17 protein-coding genes are annotated in these 21875 nt (G+C 42.1%); 11 read left to right on the forward strand and 6 right to left on the reverse strand.

Features of this window, described 5'->3' with window-relative positions:
• Positions 1 to 29: 29 nt before the first annotated feature.
• The 4 genes from WKT03_RS02100 to WKT03_RS02115 all read right to left on the reverse strand — a co-directional run bounded on the left by WKT03_RS02100 (position 30) and on the right by WKT03_RS02115 (position 3986).
• Entirely contained in the window at positions 30 to 1331 is a 1302-nt protein-coding gene (locus WKT03_RS02100) for a UDP-N-acetylglucosamine 1-carboxyvinyltransferase (RefSeq protein ID WP_262528929.1), read from the reverse strand.
• Between the two features lie 131 nt (positions 1332 to 1462).
• Positions 1463 to 1876, reverse strand: a complete 414-nt coding sequence (locus WKT03_RS02105) for an aspartate carbamoyltransferase regulatory subunit (RefSeq protein ID WP_008400467.1) — start codon at positions 1874 to 1876, stop codon at positions 1463 to 1465.
• A gap of 13 nt (positions 1877 to 1889) precedes the next feature.
• The gene (gene pyrB / locus WKT03_RS02110; RefSeq protein WP_021944021.1) at positions 1890 to 2804 is read right to left on the reverse strand and encodes an aspartate carbamoyltransferase; all 915 of its coding nucleotides are present in this window, start codon (positions 2802 to 2804) and stop codon (positions 1890 to 1892) included.
• A 249-nt stretch (positions 2805 to 3053) separates the two neighbouring features.
• Positions 3054 to 3986, reverse strand: coding sequence for an ornithine carbamoyltransferase (locus WKT03_RS02115; RefSeq protein WP_021944020.1), 933 nt, complete (start codon positions 3984 to 3986; stop codon positions 3054 to 3056).
• A gap of 366 nt (positions 3987 to 4352) precedes the next feature.
• Here WKT03_RS02115 and WKT03_RS02120 point away from each other — a divergent pair, with 366 nt between their 5' ends.
• Both WKT03_RS02120 and WKT03_RS02125 read left to right on the forward strand, forming a co-directional pair.
• Positions 4353 to 4931, forward strand: a complete 579-nt coding sequence (locus WKT03_RS02120) for a DUF4234 domain-containing protein (RefSeq protein ID WP_117808556.1) — start codon at positions 4353 to 4355, stop codon at positions 4929 to 4931.
• Positions 4932 to 4940: 9 nt separating this feature from the next.
• Positions 4941 to 5318, forward strand: coding sequence for a DUF2752 domain-containing protein (locus WKT03_RS02125; RefSeq protein WP_340390849.1), 378 nt, complete (start codon positions 4941 to 4943; stop codon positions 5316 to 5318).
• A gap of 90 nt (positions 5319 to 5408) precedes the next feature.
• On the opposite strand, the gene WKT03_RS02130 is transcribed toward WKT03_RS02125, so the two are convergent.
• Positions 5409 to 6329 (reverse strand): DMT family transporter, encoded by a 921-nt coding sequence (locus WKT03_RS02130; RefSeq protein WP_340390850.1) that lies wholly within the window; start codon positions 6327 to 6329, stop codon positions 5409 to 5411.
• 311 nt (positions 6330 to 6640) lie between these two features.
• On the opposite strand from WKT03_RS02130, the gene metG reads away from it, so the two are divergent.
• The 3 genes from metG (at position 6641) to WKT03_RS02145 (ending at position 11974) form a co-directional block, all read left to right on the forward strand.
• Positions 6641 to 8677 (forward strand): methionine--tRNA ligase, encoded by a 2037-nt coding sequence (gene metG / locus WKT03_RS02135; RefSeq protein ID WP_021944016.1) that lies wholly within the window; start codon positions 6641 to 6643, stop codon positions 8675 to 8677.
• A gap of 371 nt (positions 8678 to 9048) precedes the next feature.
• Entirely contained in the window at positions 9049 to 10866 is a 1818-nt protein-coding gene (gene glmS, locus WKT03_RS02140) for a glutamine--fructose-6-phosphate transaminase (isomerizing) (RefSeq protein ID WP_021944015.1), read from the forward strand.
• Positions 10867 to 10909: 43 nt separating this feature from the next.
• Entirely contained in the window at positions 10910 to 11974 is a 1065-nt protein-coding gene (locus tag WKT03_RS02145) for a DUF6382 domain-containing protein (RefSeq protein WP_021944014.1), read from the forward strand.
• Between the two features lie 338 nt (positions 11975 to 12312).
• On the opposite strand, the gene WKT03_RS02150 is transcribed toward WKT03_RS02145, so the two are convergent.
• Positions 12313 to 13008: a hypothetical protein gene (locus tag WKT03_RS02150; protein ID WP_021944013.1), complete on the reverse strand. Its 696-nt coding sequence runs from the start codon at positions 13006 to 13008 to the stop codon at positions 12313 to 12315.
• A gap of 267 nt (positions 13009 to 13275) precedes the next feature.
• Between WKT03_RS02150 and WKT03_RS02155 the strand changes: the two genes are divergently transcribed.
• The 6 genes from WKT03_RS02155 (at position 13276) to hisA (ending at position 21859) form a co-directional block, all read left to right on the forward strand.
• A complete protein-coding gene (locus WKT03_RS02155) occupies positions 13276 to 14205 on the forward strand; it encodes a hypothetical protein (protein ID WP_118675510.1) in 930 nt (309 codons plus the stop codon).
• A 99-nt stretch (positions 14206 to 14304) separates the two neighbouring features.
• A complete protein-coding gene (locus WKT03_RS02160; RefSeq protein ID WP_173789211.1) occupies positions 14305 to 16794 on the forward strand; it encodes a PAS domain-containing protein in 2490 nt (829 codons plus the stop codon).
• A 24-nt stretch (positions 16795 to 16818) separates the two neighbouring features.
• On the forward strand, positions 16819 to 17811 hold the full coding sequence (locus tag WKT03_RS02165) for a rod shape-determining protein (RefSeq protein WP_021944010.1): 993 nt from the start codon (positions 16819 to 16821) through the stop codon (positions 17809 to 17811).
• 15 nt (positions 17812 to 17826) lie between these two features.
• Complete coding sequence (recD2, locus tag WKT03_RS02170) at positions 17827 to 20076, forward strand: SF1B family DNA helicase RecD2 (protein WP_117784690.1); 2250 nt, start codon at positions 17827 to 17829, stop codon at positions 20074 to 20076.
• A gap of 81 nt (positions 20077 to 20157) precedes the next feature.
• Positions 20158 to 20880, forward strand: coding sequence for a ComF family protein (locus tag WKT03_RS02175; RefSeq protein WP_117784691.1), 723 nt, complete (start codon positions 20158 to 20160; stop codon positions 20878 to 20880).
• 202 nt (positions 20881 to 21082) lie between these two features.
• Complete coding sequence (hisA, locus tag WKT03_RS02180) at positions 21083 to 21859, forward strand: phosphoribosylformimino-5-aminoimidazole carboxamide ribotide isomerase (RefSeq protein ID WP_021944007.1); 777 nt, start codon at positions 21083 to 21085, stop codon at positions 21857 to 21859.
• The last annotated feature ends 16 nt before the right edge of the window (positions 21860 to 21875 follow it).

The following is a 21875-nucleotide window of genomic DNA, read 5'->3' on the forward strand; positions in this document are numbered from 1 at the left end:
GAGCAGGCATCTCTTTTTCATGTGTATATTTATCCGATTTTTAATTTAAATTTCTGAATATCTTTGTCAGTATCAACTTTTTCGATCTTTCCGCCCAGACCACGGATCTTTTCATCAAATTTCTCATATCCACGCTGGATATACTTAATATCTGATATAACGGAAAAATCATCTGCAACTAATGCAGCAATCACAAGAGCAGCACCGGCACGAAGATCCGGAGCAGCTACATTTGCACCAGAGAAGGATTCTACACCATCAATGATAGCGGTATTGCCTTCTACCCGGATGTGAGCGCCCATTCTGGCAAGCTCGGCGACATATTTGAACCGATTCTCAAATATGCTTTCTGTTACAATGCTGGTTCCGTTTGAAAGTGCCAGTGTGACAGCCATCTGCGGCTGCATATCCGTTGGAAAACCCGGATAAGGAAGTGTTTTGATATTGGTTGGTTTCAAACGTTTATCAGACATAACTCTTACAGAGTCATCATATTCAATTACATGAGCACCGATCTCATTTAACTTGGAAGTGATAGCTTCCAGATGTTTTGGAATTACATTCTTGATCAGTACATCACCCTTTGTTGCGGCAGCGGCTACCATGAAAGTTCCGGCTTCAATCTGATCCGGAATGATGGAATAAGTTGTGCCATGGAGTTCTTTAACACCACGGATACGGATCACATCGGTTCCTGCACCCTTGATATTAGCACCCATACTGTTTAAGAAGTTTGCAACATCAACGATATGCGGTTCTTTGGCTGCATTTTCAATTGTGGTCTTACCTGTTGCAAGAGCAGCCGCCATCATGATATTGATTGTTGCACCTACGGAGGTGACATCCATATAAATATGGTTTCCGATCAGCTCTTCTGCGTGTGTGGAGATAATACCGTTTGCAATATCAACCTGAGCACCAAGTGCTTCAAAGCCTTTGATGTGAAGGTCAATCGGTCTGGCACCAATATCACAGCCACCAGGTAATGCAACCTGAGAGTGCTTGTATTTTCCAAGTAATGCACCTAACAGATAGTAAGATGCACGAATCTTACGGATGAATTCATCATCTACGCACAGATCACTGTTTGGATTGATAGCGGCGCCACAGATGGATACGGTATGTTCGTCTATGTAGCGTACTGTCGCACCAATACCCTGGATTGCCTGAAGAAGGACACGGGTATCTCTTACATTTGGTACATTTTCTATTATAACTTCCTGATCGGTCATTACAGCAGCAGCAAGGATTCCGAGAGCTGCGTTCTTTGCACCTGCAATAGTTACCTCTCCTTCAAGAGGCTGACCGCCTTTGATCACATATTGTTCCATATTGCACCTCTAAATATTTATAAACATATTTAAAAAGTCCGGTTAAAATTTCTGTCGTTTTTCGATACTTTACCGCACAGATAACTTCTAGATTATAGCATATTTTTGCGAAAAGTAAATAGCAAGTAAAATTATTTATCTGCTTCGCAGTAAATACAACGATAAATCCGGTGTGCTCTGTCTGTAAGCTTAAAGATGTGCTGGATTCCCTGTTCGGTTGAGGTTATACAGCGCGGATTGGTACATTTCTTGATGCCTACCAGACGTTCTGGAAGCTCAATATTTTTCTTTTCCACCAGTTTTCCGTCACGGATAATATTAACGGAGATATCCGGATCGATATATCCAAGGACATCAAGGTTGATGTCGATATCCTGATCTATCTTTAAGATATCCTTTTTACCCATTTTCTGGCTTTTGACATTTTTGATAATTGCTACGGAGCAGTCCAGCTTGTCGAGATGCAGGTCATTATAGATCTGGAGTGCCTTGCCTGCAGCAATGTGATCAAGTACGATACCATTTTGAATACTGTCTATGTTCATCTGTTTGTACCTCCTATGCTAAACCAAGCAGTGTGGCAATTAATGCCATACGGACATATTTACCATTTAATACCTGACGGAAATAACATGCTCTTGGATCGTCATCCACTTCAACAGCAATCTCATTTACTCGTGGCAGCGGATGCAGGACACACATGTCCGGACGGGCAAGTGCCATCTTACTGTTATCCAGTATGTAAGTATCCTTTAATCGTATGTAGTCTGCTTCGTTGAAGAAACGTTCTTTCTGTACTCTTGTCATATAGAGGATATCCAGTTCTCCGATCACATCCTCCATAGATGAAACTTCCTTATAAGGTATATTATTCTTCTCAATCACTTCTGTGCGGATATAATCAGGAATTTTTAATTCATCCGGTGAAATAAGCACAAAACTGATATTTTCATAACGGGACATTGCTTTGATCAGAGAATGAACGGTACGTCCAAACATCAGATCTCCGCAGAAGCCGATCACAAGGTTGTCCAGCCTTCCTTTTTCACGTTTGATCGTTAAAAGATCAGCCAGTGTCTGTGTTGGGTGGTTATGTCCACCGTCACCTGCATTAATGATCGGTACATCGGATTTCATGGATGCAAGCATCGGAGCGCCTTCCTTGAAATGGCGCATAGCTATGATATCTGCATAACAGCTTACAACCTTTACTGTGTCACCAACGCTTTCACCCTTAGATGAGGATGATGAACTGGCAGAAGAAAAACCAAGTACATTACCACCTAATTCCATCATGGCGGCTTCAAAACTTAAACGAGTTCTTGTACTTGGTTCAAAAAATAAAGTAGCGAGCTTTTTGCCTTTGCATAACTCACTGTATTTTTCTTTATGATCAATAATATCCTGAGCAAGATTTAAAATGTGATCGAGCTCTTCCAAACTTAAATCCATTGGGTCTATCAGATGTTTCATGGCGGCCTCCTTACAAATTTGCTATCCCCGATTATAGCACCTGCCTGAATGCCATGCAACCGGTTTTTTCCAGTAAAATCATGGAATGTAAATAACCGCCGGGGGGCATACTGTTATTCGCAAGACGTTTCCACTCGTATCCTCGTGCAGCGGTACATAAAGTTGCAAAGGACGCAACTTAAGTACCGGCCTCGGATAATGCTTGCGATATAACAGTATGCCCCCGGCGGTTATCAACATTCCATGGTTTTATGAATTTAAGAGTGTGTACATTACGGCCTTTTCAGCATGACGACGGTTTTCTGCCTCGTCTAGGATATGGTCGAGGTTCTTATCTACGACATCCTGAGAGATTTCGAAGCCGACATGCATTGGCATATCGTGGAATACGATCGCTTTGCTGTCTTTTGTGAAGTCGCCGTTTAACTGGTAAGGCATCATCTTTGCAAGGGTTTCTTCCTTTTGCTTCTGATAAGCAGGATTGTTGAAGAATTCCATATCTACCCATGTATCCGTGTAGAGGACATCCATCTTATTTGCATATTCCTTTGCTTCTTCCATGGACATGGCAGGATCAAGCTCGATATAATGACCGCTTTTCTTTGCTTCTTCATAGAAATCAGGACCACAGGCTGTCTCATTTACAAGTGGAGTCAGTCCGTATAACGTACCCTTCTTCATCTTGGAGAAGAATTCAACATGGGAGTTAAATACATTGTTCTTTGCACCGATGTACATCAGATTGACATCCAGAGTTCCAAACTTCTCAAGGATCGTGAGGGCATCTGCAAGGATCTGGCATGGATGGTAGGAATTATCACAGCCGTTGATAAATGGAACCGTAGCATTCTTGCCAAATAATTCAACAGTTTCATTTTTGATCAGACGTGCCATGATGATATCAACATTACGGCAGACATATTTGATCTCGGAAACAGGCTCGCCGAGTACAAAGTTGGAGTCCTTCCATAACTGGTTGTAGTAGGTACCACCTAACTCGGTAATGCCGGTTGCAAATGAAAGAAAGGTTCTGGTTGATGTCTTTTCAAATAAAGTATAAAGTTTCTTTCCTTTTAAGGATTCGCTGTACTTCTCCGGATTCTTCTTCATATCCAGAGCAAGGTTCAGGATATCCATCAGCTCATCTGCTGTGAATTCCTTGAAGTTTAACATGTTTTTCATAACTGACACCTCTTCTTTAAAATAGTATGTATTCGTCACTGCTTCGTATATATGCATAAATTATACAGAAAAATTGCATATATTCATATAACATAAAATAGAGAAGCAGGGCATATTTATAATATTGTTATTGAAATAATAACGGAAAAACAAATTGTATCACGATATGTATTTTTTTTCAATTTTTTTGTATTTATTTTGCAAACATACAGGGCGATAACAGATAGATACTGGTACATTATGCATAAATATAGCAGAATAAGCAATATTTTGGTACAGACTTCATTGACAGCAGTTTATAAATATTTTATACTTTTTATTATATGAAATCAGAGATGCGGAAGGAGCATCGGCAAGGAGGAAAGTATGAAACAAAGAAGTATTGGTATGTGTATCTTATTGACGATCGTTACCTGTGGTATTTATGGACTTTACTGGTTTGTATGTATTACAGACGATACAAATGAGATGTCGGGTGAGAATGAACTGGCAGGTGGCGGAATGGCACTGCTGCTTACACTTGTTACCTGTGGTATTTATGGATGGTACTGGGCTTACAAGATGGGTGAAAAGGTCGATATCATTAAGAGCAGAGGCGGTATGCCATCCAGCAACAGCGGTATCCTGTTTGTAGTTCTTCAGTTATTTGGACTTGGAATTATCGACTACGCACTGGCACAGGATGCGATTAATAAGTACAGCGGCACGAACGGATATGGCCAGCCATATAATGGTGGATATCAGAACCAGCAGTATAACGGCTATAATCAGAACCAGCAGTACGGCGGATACAACCAGAATCAGCAGCCATATAACGGCGGATACAACCAGAATCAGCAGTATGGTGGATATGATCAGAGCCAGCAGTATGGTGGTTACAACCAGAGCGGCAATAATCCATACAGCAATGGAAATGATAATAACAACCCATATAACGGACAGTAAGAAACATATATGGAAGAAAAGAAAAATCGTGTCCGAAAGATTATATATCGGGATAGCATTATTCTTTTAGCAGGAATCCTGTATGCGGTATTTGTCAGACTGACCGGTCTGGCAGTACCCTGCATATTCCGGACACTGACCGGATGGCAGTGCCCCGGTTGTGGGATAACCAGAGCATGCCTGTCTTTATTAAAAGGAGAGATACGGACATCCTTTTCCTATAATCCGTTTTTGTACATTGCAGGACCATGTATCATATATCTGATAGTCAGGGGAGATTTGAACTATATAAAAGGAGACGCATATCGGCTGGGTACAGCGGACACGGTTTTAATCTATATACTGATCATGGCGGCGCTGATATTCGGCGTTGTGAGAAATTTATAAAAAAATTTATAAAATACCATCTTTTATTTGACAGAACATAGCATTATAAAAGTTTTAGTGTAAGGTTTTGTTGAATGAAAGATGGTATTTTTATACGGCTTTTTCTGTGTTTGCAAGGATGATGCCGGCACAGACAAGAACAAGTGCGACCAGACAGCGGATGTTTAAGGCAGATGTTTCATGCAGAAGCAGAGCTGATAACAGTACGCCAAAGACCGGATTCGAGAAGCCGTAGACGGCGATCCGGGATACCGGGTTGTGCGCTAACAGCAGACTCCATAATGTATAGGCGCAGGCCGAGATGAACGCCATATAGAGCAGAAGCAGGACAGCAGGAGCGGAGTCTCCCGCGATATGTCCGCCTCCGGCAAGTCCGCAAAGGATCATCACGAAGCCGCCGACAAAGAACTGCCAGCCGCTGAGCAGAACCGGATTCTCCTTATCGGAAAAATATTTGATGATAACTGAAGAGAAAGCATAAGCCACTGTTGATAACAGGATGAAGCCTTCTCCGGTGAGAGAGAAATGCGCGTCTACACCATTTCCCAGATTGATGATAACAACTCCGATAAATCCAATCAGACATCCAAGCATCTTTTTGGATGTAACCTTTTCCATTTTAAATAACAGACCCGATACAAGAATCGCCAGAAAGACGTTTGTCGCTTCAATGATCGCTGCCTTGCTTCCGGTCGTATTTGCTAAACCGATGTAAAAGAAGACGTATTGCAGGATAGTCTGGAACAATGACAGGATAAAGATACGTTTGACCGTTGTCCCGTTATGTGGGATCAAAGGCTTTTTATATATGAAGCTGCAGATAAGGATAACCATAAGTCCGGCGAGCAGAAAACGGATGCCGGCGAACAGGATCTGGGATGCGGTATCATTTTCGCCGATTGAAAACATCCGGTAGCCGATCTTGATGCAGGGAAAGGCGCTTCCCCATAAGGCACAGCAGATGAGTGCAAGTGTGATAACAACAGGTGTTTTCGTTAAAAAATTTTTCATGACAGAATAACCTCAATAATAAAAGTATAATTTTAAACAGTAACAGATGACGGCAGATCCACAGATGTGTCGTGCGGTATTACATGATCGTACTGTTCGGACATACTATAGCATAAAAGAAATCCGAAAAAAAAGACATAATTTTATTTAGAGATGAAGGTTGCAAAAACTGTATAAAAACAAATGGAATCTGTTGACAATTTGCACAAAAAAGGCATATAATTTTTGTTATCTGAGCACATAAGATTGCCAGAAAAAATAGCGCAGACATTTCATTCGTGTTTGTAGTTTTATCAAGGAGGGTTTTTGAAATGGCAAAAAAACCGTATTATATTACAACCGCCATTGCATATGCATCAGGTAAACCTCATATAGGCAACACCTACGAGATTGTGTTGGCTGACAGCATTGCAAGGTACAAGAGATTCGCAGGATATGATGTAAGATTCCAGACCGGAACCGATGAACATGGTCAGAAGATCGAGAACAAGGCTTTTGAGAACATGCAGACTCCAAAGGAATTCGTTGACGAGATTTCAGGCGAGATTAAGAATATCTGGGATCTGATGAACACATCTTACGACAAATTTATCAGAACAACAGATGCAGATCATGAGAGACAGGTTCAGAAGATTTTTAAGAAGCTGTACGATCAGGGTGACATATATAAGGGAGAATATGTAGGAAAATACTGTACTCCATGTGAATCCTTCTTTACAGATTCACAGCTTGTAGACGGCAAATGCCCGGACTGCGGAAGACCGGTACAGGAAGCAAAAGAGGAAGCATATTTCTTCAAACTCAGCAAATATCAGGACAGACTGATGAAGCACATTGAGCAGAATCCTGATTTTATTCAGCCGGAGTCCAGAAAGAACGAGATGATCAATAACTTCATCAAGCCGGGACTTCAGGATCTGTGCGTATCCAGAACATCCTTTAAATGGGGTATCCCGGTTGATTTTGATGACAAGCATATTATCTATGTATGGATCGATGCATTATCAAACTATATTACAGGTCTTGGATACGATGTAGACGGTAATAACGATGAATTATATAAAAAATACTGGCCTGCTGACTTACATCTGATCGGAAAAGATATCTTAAGATTCCATACGATCTACTGGCCGATCATGCTGATGGCGCTTGGAGTACCGCTTCCAAAGCAGATCTTCGGACATCCATGGCTGATCCAGAATGACGGTAAGATGAGTAAGTCCAAGGGAAATGTAATGTATGCAGATGATATGGTCCGCCTGTTTGGTGTGGATGCAGTCCGTTTCTTCGTTCTGCATGAGATGCCGTTTGAGAATGACGGAATCATTTCATGGGAGCTGGTTGTAGAAAGAATCAATTCCGAGCTTGCAAACACACTTGGAAATCTGGTAAATCGTACGATCTCTATGTCAAACAAATACTTTGGCGGCGTAGTTACGAATACCGGAGTAATAGAAGAAGTAGATGAAGATCTGAAGAATGTCGTATTAAACTGCCGTATCAAGGTCGCAGAATGCATGGATAAGTTAAAGGTTGCAGATGCGATCTCAGAGATCTTCACCTTATTCAAGAGATGCAACAAATATATCGACGAGACCATGCCTTGGGCACTTGCAAAAGATGAAACAAAGCAGGATCGTCTGAATACCGTATTATATAATCTGGTTGAGAGCATCGTGATCGGTGCGTCCCTTCTGGAGCCATATATGCCGGATACCTCTGTTAAGATCCTGAACCAGTTAAATGCTGCAAAGAGAAAGGTAACAGAGCTTGGAAGATTCGGTCTTTATCCATCCGGAAACAAGGTAACAGAAACTCCTGAGATCCTGTTCGCAAGACTGGACGTAAAGGAAGTTATGGCAGAAGTTGCCAAGTTTGCACCTCCTGTAGAAGAAACTATCTACGAGAAAGCAAAGAAGCAGAAGGAAGAAAAAGAGAATTCCGAAGAAAAGAAGAAAATGAAACAGGCAGAAGCTAAGGTCGCTGCACTTAACAATGATCCGTCTGTTCTGAATAAACAGCAGATCACGATCGAAGAATTTGAGAAGATGCAGTTGATGATCGGCGAGATCATTGCATGTGAGGAAGTACAGAATTCCAGAAAACTTTTATGTTCTCAGGTTAAATTCGGTGAGAACAATGTGAAACAGATCGTATCGGGAATTAAAGGCTCCTATTCACCGGAAGAAATGGTTGGAAAGCGCGTTGTTGCGATCGTAAACCTGAAGCCATGCAAGCTTGCAGGAGTTGTATCAGAAGGTATGCTGCTGTGTGCAGAGGATGCAGAGGGCAATCTGTCCCTTCTTACAACCGAGAAGAATCTGCCAGGTGGTTCATTCATCAGCTAATTAATTTAATAGAAAACGCAGCCCTACAGATATGAAGTCGTTGATTTATTGGGTGGTCTATGATAGAATTTTAATGTCTGCTTATAGTATGGAGGAAAGCAGATTTTGAAAGATTTAGAAATCTTAGCGCCATGTCCCTTTGGATCAACGACGAAAAGGGTGACGAGGATAGAGGTTATCGAAAATTCGGCGGATGCCTCTACGCAGAGTCCGGATGCGCACATGCATGCCAAATATGGAAGAGATTCCAAAACAAAGCAGCATGACCGGATAATTTGATGATGCAGTAAAATATCTGACGGACGATAAAGACAGATATACGAACAGAAAAAGAAATATGCATCATAAGCCGAAAGGAGATAATTGAATATATGTGTGGAATCATAGGTTTTACAGGCAGAAAGCCGGCGAAGGATATCCTGATCGATGGACTGGAGCGGTTAGAGTACAGAGGCTATGACAGTGCGGGTATTGCACTTTTAAATGACGATGATACATTAACGATCCGGAAGAAGGCAGGAAGAGTCAGCGAACTCAGGGAACTGTGTAAGGATGGAGATTATTCATCGACTTGCGGTATCGGACATACAAGATGGGCAACACATGGTGGAGTTACAGATGCGAATGCGCATCCGCACAGATGTGGAAATGTTGCTCTTATCCACAATGGTATCATTGAGAATTACAGTGACATCATAAGAGAGTATGGACTGGCAGATAAGCTTGTATCAGAAACAGATTCTGAAGTTGTGGCAGCCCTGCTGGATACTCTGTATGATGGTGATCCGATCGCAGCGATTCGGAAGGCGGTTAAGATAATTGCGGGTTCATTTGCGCTTTGCATTATGTTTGCAGACAGACCTGGGATCATATATGCAGTAAGAAATGTCAGCCCGATGGTAGCAGCACACAGCGAAGAAGGATCTATCATTGCGTCAGACCTGACAGCGATCATTTCATTCTCAAAAGATTATTTTGTTGTGCCGGAATATCATATCCTTACAATGACACAGGAAGGAATCCGGGTTGAGGATCTGAAAGGCAATGAAGTAAAGCCACAGATGTTAGAGATTACATGGGATATTACAGCCGCTCAGAAAGGTGGATTTCCACATTTCATGTTAAAAGAGATTTATGAGCAGCCGGAATCCCTGAGAAATACGATCACACCAAGAATTGTGAATTCACTCCCTGATTTTACAGAAGACGGGATTGATGATGAAGTATTTAAAAATTGTGAAAATATCACAGTCATTGCATGCGGAACTGCTATGCATGCCGGAATCGTAGGAAAAGCAATGATTGAATCAGAGCTTCGTATACCGGTAAATGTGGAGATCGCATCAGAATTCCGTTATAAAGAACCACTGATCAATGAGAAGACATTGGTTATCGTAACTTCCCAGTCGGGAGAGACAATTGACACATTGGAAGCAATGCGTCTGGCAAAAAGATGTGGTTCCAAGGTTATTTCGATCGTAAATGTAAAAGGGTCTACGATCGCAAGAGAAAGTGATTATGTGTTATATACACATGCCGGACCGGAGATTGCAGTTGCAAGTACAAAGGCATATTCGGTTCAGATGGCGGCAATGTATTTAATCGGCTGCAGGCTTGGACTTGTAAAAGGAATTTATTCAGAAGAGCAGGCAAAGGAATTTATCAGCAAACTGTTGGGAACAATTCCGGTAATAGAAGAAACCCTGCTTCAGGCAGATGAAGTCAAGACTGTTGCTAATTACATAAAAATGGCTCCGGATGCATTCTTTATCGGAAGGGGCATGGATTATACTCTTTCACTGGAGGGGGCTCTGAAGTTGAAGGAGATATCCTATGTTCATGCGGAGGCTTACGCAGCAGGTGAATTAAAACATGGTACGATCGCTCTGATCACAGAGAATGTACCGGTTATCGCGTTAGCGACACAGCCGGCTGTATACGAGAAGATGGTTTCAAATATAAGGGAAGTAAAAGCCAGGGGAGCATATGTTATTCTAATTAGTATGGGTGACGAAGTTACTGACACCCAGATATGTGATAAGCATATAAGAATACCTAAGCAGGATAGTTTATTTACTGTATTTGCAGCGGCTGTTATTTTGCAGTTGATCGCATACTATACATCAGATGCAAAAGGGCTGGATGTAGATAAACCGCGTAATCTTGCCAAGTCTGTTACTGTAGAGTAAATGGGACTTGAGTGGCTGGAGAATAATTGCGGAGGGCGTTATTATGAGCACAGAGAAGACATATTTGTGCGATGAGTACAAATTATATTTTAAGATTGAAGATGATGTCCAGATCCTTCATAATGAAGTCGAGCTGTACAATACATCATTTGTAGGAAACAACAGCTTTTGCCATGAAGAGTATATTGACGGACAGAGAGCACTTACATATTCGATTCCGGCCATGATTACGATGAATCAGTTTATTACAAAGAAGATTCACAGGGACGAACTGGTGGACATTATGTTCAGCATAGCTGATCAGTTGATGTACCTGAAGGCGAATGATATGCCACTCGGTAAGGTTATCCTGAATATTGGATACATGTATCTGAATCTGGAGGATATGAGTGTTCAGCTTGTGTTCCTTCCAATTGATAAACCGATGGAAAAATGCAATATGGAGAAGTTTGTCAGAGATCTGGTAAACAAGCTTGACTTTGCAAATAAGAAAGCTTCAGACTGTGGATATGAACTGATCAAATTCTTTGATCATAATTCATCCTTCTATCTGTCAGAGTTCTACAAGATGATCACAGATATGAAGAATGACAACAATGTTCATCCGGAGGATGAGCAGCATTTCATTGTCAGACCGCAGAAAGCAGAGGCAATAGAAGATAAGGAAGTTCCATTACAGACAACCGTTGTATCAACTCCAAGCTTTAAACTGGCAAAGGAAGTTAAGGATTATTCCGGTAATGATATCGGATTTGATGATGATTCAGACATTACATCAACGACTGTTTTGACGAATGCATCCAAGAGCAAACCGGGTCCTGTTATCGTAAGAACCAGAACCGGTGAGCGGATTAAGATCGACAAACCGATCTTTTGTATCGGTAAGTCTGCACAGGGTGTTGATTATCAGGTAACAGACAACAATTCTGTCAGCCGTCGTCATGCATATATCATCAACGTCAATGGCGTTTATTATCTGCGTGATAACAAATCAACCAATCACACCTATCTTGGTGGCAAGATCATCAACAGCGGCACAGACATGATGCTGATCGATGGCAGCAAATTCAAATTAGCAAACGAGGAATTCACATTCCGCGAGAAATAAACCAAAAGGCTTCGTCCTGTTTCTGACAGACGAAGCCTTTTCATATAACTATTCTGTAAGTATTTTATCAATAGGCAGAAAGACAACAGCGTGTAGTATGTATAGATAGAAAAAAGAACAATATCTTTCATGTAGCAGACCTTTTTACTCTGTATAACTTCGAACTAACCTCGGCGAGCCTCGCTAAGGTCTCGGTTACGAACGTCGGTCCTTAACGAACCACCGTTAGGTGGGAGTTTAGTACCGCTACGTGAGAAATAGAACGAGAGTGTTCTGCGTAGTGAAAGGGTATTGTTCTTTTTTTAGATGAAAAATTGGTGCTGTTGTCTTTCGCCCGTTTATTCCTCGGAAGTGTCGGCTTCCGTAGCGTCAGCGGTCTCAGTGGCGATCATTGCCTGGTCGATCTCCTTCAGGCTGTCGGATGAGATGCTGTAGTATTCACCGTCATCGTTGATAAGTGCCTTGATGACTACAGGATCCTTGTACTGTGGTTTTTCGGTATGAGAAGAAAGGATCGATGCAATACCGTTTGCAAACTTTTTATCATATTCCTCTTTCTTAACGTCATTATAGACACCGTCGTCTACGTCTTTATTAAAGGCTTCAATATAAGCAATAATTTCATCGTAGGACTGGTCAAGGATTGCCAGTGGATATATGGTTACATCCACATAGTAGTCCCCGTTTTCTTTATAGCTTTCCGATACTTCATATCGTGCATCATTGTAAATAGCGGCAGCAACAGTGGTAAAAGTCTGGTTTACTTCAACAGACTGGTTGGTATTCAGATTATAATGTGTGATCAATTGGTTTGCGAGATTGGAAAGGCAGTCCTGATACAGTGCAAGTGCATCGGTTTCATTTCCTTTATTCTGTTTCACATAATTGGTGTAATCACCTTTATAATTAACATCGAGAAGATTTTTTACATACGATTGGTATGCGGTAACTTTTTTCTGACCACAGCCGGTAAAAGCAAAAAGACAGATCAGGATCATAAATGCAGTGGTCAGGCATTTTCTTGTGTGTTTCATAGTAATAAAAATTCCTCCTAATAGTTCGGTTTGATTTCCTTGTCCAATATAGCACAAAATATGTGCTTTGTAACTAAATTAAGAAAAAATAATTGTGCAAAACTATAAGGGTGTGTTATAATCATTTCAATTAGTGCTTACAGAAAATGAGCATCTGTACTGGAATGCATAAGTATAACACACAGAAATAGATGACGATGGCAGGCGCAATGATTGCCCTGACGACAGGAAGATGCTTAAATAATAGATTATTTTGGAGGGATCATCGTGGCAAAAGACAATAATTTTGATGAGGAAGAAGTAAAGACAGAAGCATCATTTAAGACAGTAACATTTGGTGGATATGATAAGAATTCAGTTGATTATTATATTGAAGAGTTAAAGGCTGATCATGAAAAGGAAGTCAATGAGTTAAAGGCAAATGTAAACAAGCTCAGCGAAGCCGTATTAAGCCTTAAGACTATGAGAGAAGTAAACCTGACAGAGTCAAATAAGACAATTGATGGCTTAAAGGCAAAGAATGCAGAATATGAAAGCGAGATTGAATCTCTGAAGGAGCAGGTAAACGCTTATAAGCAGAAGGAATTCGAATCCGCAGGAAGATATGAATCCATTTCAAGAACACTCTTAGAGGCAAGAGAGAGCGCAGATGCGCTGATTGCCCAGACGAATAAAGAGTGTGATGCGCAGCATGCAGAGATGACTGCAAAGTGTGAAGCAATGGAGAAGGATACAACCGATCGTTGCAATGCACTTGAGACAGAGACAAATGCAAAGTGCAAGCAGATGTATGATGAGACGGAAGCAACCTGCGCAAGTCTGAAGGAGCAGGCTTACAACGACAGCGAGCGTACAAGAAATAAAGCACATGAAGCTGCAGAAGCTTTAAGTGCAAAGACAGATTATGAGTGCAGAACCCAGAAGGAAAATGCACAGAAGGAAGCAGAAGCTATTACAAACAAAGCGACCAGCGAAGCATACGTTCTCAGAAAGAATGTAAAGAAGGAATGTGATGCAGTCAGCAAATATATGGGAGAACTTCTGGCTGCCTTAGATGGTGTTGTAGATGCATGTTGTGTAACAAAGGATATTGCAGATAAGGCATTTACAGGTCTGAAGAGTGAAGCAACTTCAATGGTGTCATCCGAGGATGATAAAGAAGCTGCCGGAACGGAAGACGACAAAACAGAGGAATAATATTAACAGCGATATTTAACATACATGAAACTTTTCTATGGCTGACATGGAAAAGTTTTATGTGTCTATGGGGTTACATAAGAGAAAAGAGGGATACATTTGGAGATAGGCAAAATCAGCAATTATTCAGATTTTCTGAGTCATATTGAATATCCCGCAGTTGTATTCTGCGAGGATGGAGAAGTTTTAAGTATCAATAATGCGGCAGTAAAACTGGTTGGAAACCAGATCGATTCGATCACGATGGAGCCGGATAAGTTTATGTCCAGTGATGAGTTTTGGCCAATTTTAAATGAGAAGAAAACGATTATCTGGCATCGGCTTCTTCTGAATATAAATAAGAAAAAAAGACTGGTTGTAAGTGGATTTGTCAATCAGTTTGAATATAACGGGAAAAAGGCATATATGGTACTGTTTGAACTGCGCTCTGATGTAGCAATCGGAAGTATGAGTCTGGAACGTATCATTAACCATGCGGGCATTCTGGCACTGTATCTCTACAAGCCGGACAGCAGATGGCAGACTCGTTATGTAACAAAGAATATAACGGAATTCGGATATAAAGAAGGTGACTTTTACAGTGGAGCAGTAGGGATTCGCGATATTATAGTTAAGAATGACTATGATATTCTGATCGGGAATCTCTATAAGGCGGAGAATACAGGACATACGGATTTTGAGATGAAGGTACGTTTTGTATCGGCAGAGAGTGCAATCACTACTATGATGCTGAACTGTCACATCGTAAAGTCGCCGGATGGATGTGCTGATGGCATTGAATTATTATTTGTAAAAGAAAAAAAGCAGTCCTATGATGGGGAAAAAGGTGAATATATATTATCTGTTATGAACAAAATCAAGAGTCTTGTGATGGTAAAATCCATTAGCAGAGGACATAGCACATTGAAATACATTACACCGAATGCCAGGTTACTTGGAATGAATGTGGATGCGCTTATGGCGGGAAATAAACTGACAGAAGACTATATTCATCCACAGGATCGCGCAAGAGTTATTCAGAATGCGAAGAATGTGTTAAAGAGTGGTGGATCCGATTATGAGGACGAGTATCGTATCGTAGATGATTATGGAAATGTCAGATGGGTTCGTTCCCAGAACAGTATCACACAGGCAGGGGATTCTTCTTATACGATTGAGTTCTTTATAACAGATATTACAGAGAACAAGAAGCTGCAGAACAGTGTAGAGGAGGCTAAGAAAGAGTATGAAGACAAGCTTTCTTACATTATGAACACGAATGTAGATGAGAATGAATATACGAGCGAGAGTATCGATAAAGACAAATGGAACAGTATTGTAAAAGCATTTGCAAGCTTAAGCGGGCTATATTCAACGGTTGTATCTCCGGCGGGAGATCAGCTTGTAGAACCGGCAGGACCGTCTCTGCATATGGGAAGCTTTTATGATCTTTTTGAAAAACCTCAGTATAAGAGTATCATTGTGAAGTTAAATGAGGTGATCCTTCAGAACAATGTTCCGGTCATTATGGAGATGGATGACGGTATAGATGGAAGTATTATCTGCGGAGCCCCGATTAAGATCGGAGAGAAACACATTGCAACCTGGATCCTGTGCGGATATGATACAGCAGATGTTACAAAGATGAAGAAGGTCTATAAGATCCAGTGGAATATGTGCAATATCTTCTCAGAATATGCATATAATGACAAGGTCCTGTCCAAAGAAGCAGAACGGAGCAAATCTGTTGAGATGTTGTTAGAAGAGAAGATTCAGAGACAGAAGATTCTGACAGAAGCGCTCAGTTCCATGGACAGTGATGATAATAAGACGATCAGCAATATTTTGGAAAGAACCAGTGATTATCTGGGAATCGATGTTATGGCGATCTATTCCCTGAACGAAGATCAAGAGTATATGTGCAGTCATATCTGGTCAAGAGAAAAGAGCATGTCTGCAGAAGAATATGTGGAAGAATGGCAGCGGGGCAAGAAATTCTTTGCACACAGCAAGGAACGTTCTTACGACTGCATTGTAGCAGATAAGAACCATGACTTTAAGAACTTCCAGAGCAATATGGAGCAGATCGGTGTAACAAGTTTTGTCGCACTCAGCATAGAGATCAATAATATCATCAGCGGTTGTATTGTTATGGCGAACAATCATACAGATAAGATATGGTCAGAGGATGATATTGAATTCTCGAAGGATATTCGAAACGTCATTCAGGGTATCCTTGCCAGAATAGAGGGTGATGGCAACATTCGAATGGTAAATAAGCTTCTGGTAGATACTTATAACCATATCAAGATCGGCATCTTTATCCGTGATGAAGAGACCGGAGAGGTATTGTTCTCCAATCAGCCGTTAAACGATATGCTCGGATATGATTTTACAGGAAAAGACAGTAAGACACTGATCCGTGATCTGAATGATACATTTAAAGGTGTGTCAACGGTGCAGAAGCCATTTCTGACCGAACGGAAAGAAGTGAGCTGGAGAAGTTATATCAGACAGTTCGATAAGATCATGGATTTATCCGAAGTCAGCATGAAATGGCTTGACGGAAGAAAGGCATCTCTTGTAATATTAAGGGATGTACAGGATTAACAGTAACCAGAAAGGGGACCAATCATGGCAAGTTCAGATATCGGTATAGATTTAGGTACCGCCAGTATATTGGTATATGTAAAAGGCAAGGGCGTTGTATTAAAAGAGCCGTCCGTAGTTGCCTATGACAGAGATACAAATAAAATAGTAGCGATCGGTGAAGAAGCCAGACTGATGCTTGGAAGAACACCGGGAAATATCGTAGCGATCCGCCCACTTCGTCAGGGCGTTATATCAGACTACACAATAACAGAAAAGATGTTAAAGTATTTTGTCCAGAAAGCAGTGGGAAGAAGTTACTTTGGAAGACGTCCACGTATCAGTGTATGTGTGCCTTCGCAGGTAACGGAGGTGGAGAAGAAAGCAGTAGAAGATGCAACTTATGCAGCAGGTGCAAGAGATGTATCGATTATAGAAGAACCGGTGGCAGCAGCAATCGGCGCAGGAATTGATATCTACAGACCATGTGGTAATATGATCGTCGATATCGGTGGCGGAACTTCAGATATTGCCGTTATTTCCCTTGGCGGCCCGGTTGTAAGTGCTTCCATTAAGGTTGCCGGAGATGATTTTGATGAAGCAATCGTGCGTTTTATGAGAAAGAAGCACAATCTTCTGATCGGGGAGAGAACCGCAGAGGAGATTAAGATCAAGATCGGAACCTGTTTCAGAAGACCGGAGAACATCACACTGGATATCCGTGGCAGGAATCTGGTAACCGGACTTCCAAAGACAGTAACAGTAACATCAGATGAGACAGAAGAAGCGCTGCGTGAGCCTGCATCCCAGATCTGTGAAGCCGTTCATTCCGTTCTGGAACGGACACCTCCTGAGCTGGCAGCAGACATTGCAGACAGAGGTATCGTATTGACCGGTGGTGGAGCATTGCTCCACGGACTGGAAGAGCTTCTGGAAGAAAAGACAGGAATTACAACCATGACTGCAGAAGATCCACTTCGTGCAGTTGCTATCGGAACAGGAAAATATATCGAATTACTCAACAGTAAGACAGAGTAACGCAGGAGACTTGTTGTGATAAAAGAAGGTTATGTTGAAAAAGTTATCTATAAAAATGACGACAATGGCTACGCCGTTTTCACTGTAGAAGGTGAAGACGGCGAAGACATTTTTGTCGGAACCCTTCACGGTATCAGTGAAGGAATCTACATATCTGCAGAAGGGGAATATGTCAATCATCCCCAGTATGATCTCCAATTCAAATTTACATCCTATGAAATCAAGATGCCGGACGATATGGTAAGTGTAGAACGATATCTGGGTTCTGGTATCATTAAAGGTGTCGGTGAGGCACTTGCAAAACGTATCGTAAAGAAATTCAAGATGGATTCTCTGCGTATCATTGAAGAAGAGCCGGAACGACTGGCAGAGGTCAAGGGTATCTCGGAGCGGAAAGCAAGAGAGATCGCAGTCTCTTATAATGAAAAGAAAGAGATGCAGGATGCGATCATTTTTCTGACCGGATATGGAATATCGATCAATCTGGCAGTGAAGATCTTCAATGAATACGGTCAGGAGATGTATAAAATCATCCGGTCAAATCCATATAAGATCGCTGAGGATATCAGTGGTGTCGGTTTTAAGACGGCGGATGAGATCGCTGAACGAATGGGGATCAGCAGTGATTCGGATTTTCGTATCAGGGCAGCATTGTTATATACATTGTTAAATGCGAGCCAGCTTGGACATATGTATCTTCCGAAGCAGATGCTGGTGGCAAAGACGTATTCACTTCTGGTGGATGACAATGTGCCATATAATGAAGAACTGGAAAATGAGATCGGAAGCCAGATTATAGAGCTTCAGATGGCAGGCAAGGCGATCGTAAAGGAGCTTGACGGAGCTGTAATTGCGGTCTATGCTGCGGCAAATTATTATATTGAGCTGAATTCAGCAAGAATATTGTCAGATATCGATCTGGATTTTACATCAGAGGATCGTCCACTGGATAAGATGCTTGCACAGATCGAGGAAGTAGAGAAGATTACACTGGAAGAAAAGCAGAAACTTGCGATCAAGAATGCAGTCAATAACGGCGTGGCAGTGATCACAGGTGGACCGGGTACGGGTAAAACAACAACGATCAATGCCATGATCAAGATGTTTGAGAAATTGAATCTGGAACTGTTGCTTGCAGCACCGACCGGACGCGCGGCAAAGAGGATCACCGAGGCAACCGGATATACGGCACAGACGATCCACCGGCTTCTGGAACTGTCCGGTGGCGGGATTGATGAAGAAGGAAACAGTTCCACCTATACATTTGCAAGAAATTCAAACAATCCGTTAGAAGCGGATGTAATTATCATAGATGAGATGTCGATGGTAGACAGCAGCCTGTTTTACAGTTTACTGCAGGCGATCATGCCGGGAACCAGACTGGTGCTGGTAGGGGATTCCAACCAGCTTCCATCTGTCGGACCGGGAAATGTATTAAAGGACATCATTCGTTCGGAAGTATTTTCCGTAACAGTGTTGGATAAGATATTCCGACAGGGCGAGAACAGTGACATTATCACGAACGCCCATCTGATCAATGCGGGAAAACAGCTTGCGATCAATAATAAAAGCCGGGATTTCTTCTACATACCAAGACAGGGATCACAGGATATTATCGCAGAATTGAAACATCTGATCTTAGACAGTCTGCCTGGGTTCTTCCAGGTCGATCCGATGAACATTCAGGTGCTTACTCCGATGCGGAAGTATGAGCTGGGTGTTGAGAATCTGAATAAACGGCTGCAGGAGATCCTAAACCCACCGAACAGAAGTATACCGGAGAAAGAGAAAAATGACGTTGTATTCCGTAAGGGCGACAAGGTCATGCAGATCAAGAACAATTACAAGCTGGAATGGAAGATCATGGATGCAAAAGGACGCTTCGTGAAGGAAGAGGGGGTAGGTGTATTCAATGGGGATGTCGGTTTTGTAAAAGAGATTGATGAGTTTGATCAGAAGATTGTTGTCGAATATGATGATGGAAGACTGGTAGATTACCTTTACTCCCAGCTTGATGAACTGGAACATGCATATGCTATCACAATACACAAATCACAGGGAAGTGAGTATCCGGTCGTGGTGATTCCGCTTCTTACAGGTCCGGCAAAGCTGCTGAACAGGAATCTGCTCTATACGGCAGTTACAAGGGCAAGAAAGGGTGTTGTGATCGTAGGCAATATAGGTCTGGTTAAGACGATGATCGATAATATCGACGAACAGAAGCGGTATACGACATTTGCAGAACGACTGGTAGAACTGGCATAAATCAGGAGAGGGATAATTTCCGAATGCATTGAATGTGCGAAGCACATGATATAACAGGAAAAGCAATAAAGGGGGCTATATATGCAGATACAGAACAAATGGAACCGGGCAATGATAGATCTGGTATTTCCAAGACGATGCCCGATCTGTGATGAGGTTATGCCGTATGGTGCAAAAGGAATCTGCGGAAAACATGAGTTGCTGCCATATGTGACAGAACCCACATGTATGAAATGTGGAAAAAGTCTGGATGACGAGGAGTTGGAATACTGTGCAGACTGCAGGACGCATATCCGGAGTTTTGAACGGGCATATCCGGTCTTCCGGTATGTGGAACCGGTCGCATCCAGTGTGCTCGCGATCAAATATCACAATAAACGGGAATATGTGGAATATTATGGAAGTCTTGTTGCAGAACGGATCCGGAAAGCGGGACTTGCAGAACGGCTTCAGATCATTTTGCCCGTACCGGTTCACAGAAGTAAATTACGGAAACGGGGATATAATCAGGCGGAGCTGTTGGCAGATGTGGTAGGACGGAGACTGGATATTCCGGTAGATAACGGACATTTGCTCCGTGTGTCGGATACGACACCACAGAAGGAATTATCACCGCTTGAACGTGCAAATAATATAAAACAGGCATTAGAGGTCCGGGCACTTCCGGCGGAATGGAAGACGGTCTTATTAATAGATGATATTTATACGACAGGTGCGACAGTGCAGGCATGTACAGAAGCATTACAGGAGGCTGGCGTGGAACAGGTCTATGTCGGAGTGATATGTATAGGAGAAGGTCGATGAGCTTGCATCGGCCTTTTCTATTTGTGTAAGTTATGAGTCATGATCTGAGTCTGCATGAAATGGACAACTGCCGCAGGTTTTTATATGACACTTGGATTATAGAAGGTTCTGTGTTAGAATAAACAATGTCTGCGGACACTTTGTATTTGCAGACATTGTAACGATATAAAAATGAAAAAAGGCATATTGCCTGGGAGAAAATATGAGATTTCGTCCATGCATCGATATACATAATGGAAAAGTGAAACAGATCGTTGGCAGCAGCCTTCAGGATGAAGGAAATGCTGCAAAAGAGAATTTTGTATCTGAGTACGATGGCGCAGCATTTGCCCGGATGTATAAGGATGCGGGTATACAGGGTGGACATATTATCCTGTTGAATCCGGCGGGAAGCGAGTATTATGAGGAGGATTGCTATCAGGCAGAGCTGGCACTTACGGAATATCCGGGAGGCTTGCAGATCGGTGGCGGTATCAATGCGGAAAATGCCGGACGGTTTCTTGACATGGGGGCATCCCATGTGATTGTTACATCGTATGTATTTAAAAATGGAGAGATCAACTATGACAATCTGGAAGCCATCCGACGGGCAGTTGGCAAGAATCATCTGGTACTGGATCTGAGCTGCAGACGATGCGAGGATGGTTATTATATAGTGACAGATCGCTGGCAGAAGTTCACAAAGGTAAAAATGACGGAAGGAACACTGGATATGCTTGCCGGTTACTGCGATGAATATTTGATCCATGCGGTGGATGTGGAAGGTAAGGCGTCCGGAATCGAGACACATATTGCCGAGCTGCTTGGAAACTGGGGCAGGATCCCTGTGACCTATGCAGGCGGGATCGCGTCCTTTGAGGATCTGGATAAACTGAAGCTGCTTGGCAGAAACCGGGTTGATTTTACAATTGGAAGCGCACTTGATATCTTTGGCGGACATATGCGGTATCAGGATGTCGTGCGATATCCGGAGCAGTAAGAGCTGGCTAATTGTT

Source organism: Coprococcus sp. HCN-4056 (assembly GCF_037892645.1).
In the GTDB taxonomy this organism is placed as follows: Bacteria; Bacillota; Clostridia; order Lachnospirales; family Lachnospiraceae; genus Coprococcus; species Coprococcus ammoniilyticus.

What these genes read in the sequence shown, in the direction of transcription:
- WKT03_RS02100 (WP_262528929.1), bottom strand. Translation starts at nt 1,331, where the DNA reads ATGGAACAATATGTGATCAAAGGCGGTCAGCCTCTTGAAGGAGAGGTA.
- WKT03_RS02105 (WP_008400467.1), bottom strand. Translation starts at nt 1,876, where the DNA reads ATGAACATAGACAGTATTCAAAATGGTATCGTACTTGATCACATTGCT.
- pyrB (WP_021944021.1), bottom strand. Translation starts at nt 2,804, where the DNA reads ATGAAACATCTGATAGACCCAATGGATTTAAGTTTGGAAGAGCTCGAT.
- WKT03_RS02115 (WP_021944020.1), bottom strand. Translation starts at nt 3,986, where the DNA reads ATGAAAAACATGTTAAACTTCAAGGAATTCACAGCAGATGAGCTGATG.
- WKT03_RS02120 (WP_117808556.1), top strand. Translation starts at nt 4,353, where the DNA reads ATGAAACAAAGAAGTATTGGTATGTGTATCTTATTGACGATCGTTACC.
- WKT03_RS02125 (WP_340390849.1), top strand. Translation starts at nt 4,941, where the DNA reads ATGGAAGAAAAGAAAAATCGTGTCCGAAAGATTATATATCGGGATAGC.
- WKT03_RS02130 (WP_340390850.1), bottom strand. Translation starts at nt 6,329, where the DNA reads ATGAAAAATTTTTTAACGAAAACACCTGTTGTTATCACACTTGCACTC.
- metG (WP_021944016.1), top strand. Translation starts at nt 6,641, where the DNA reads ATGGCAAAAAAACCGTATTATATTACAACCGCCATTGCATATGCATCA.
- glmS (WP_021944015.1), top strand. Translation starts at nt 9,049, where the DNA reads ATGTGTGGAATCATAGGTTTTACAGGCAGAAAGCCGGCGAAGGATATC.
- WKT03_RS02145 (WP_021944014.1), top strand. Translation starts at nt 10,910, where the DNA reads ATGAGCACAGAGAAGACATATTTGTGCGATGAGTACAAATTATATTTT.
- WKT03_RS02150 (WP_021944013.1), bottom strand. Translation starts at nt 13,008, where the DNA reads ATGAAACACACAAGAAAATGCCTGACCACTGCATTTATGATCCTGATC.
- WKT03_RS02165 (WP_021944010.1), top strand. Translation starts at nt 16,819, where the DNA reads ATGGCAAGTTCAGATATCGGTATAGATTTAGGTACCGCCAGTATATTG.
- WKT03_RS02175 (WP_117784691.1), top strand. Translation starts at nt 20,158, where the DNA reads ATGCAGATACAGAACAAATGGAACCGGGCAATGATAGATCTGGTATTT.
- hisA (WP_021944007.1), top strand. Translation starts at nt 21,083, where the DNA reads ATGAGATTTCGTCCATGCATCGATATACATAATGGAAAAGTGAAACAG.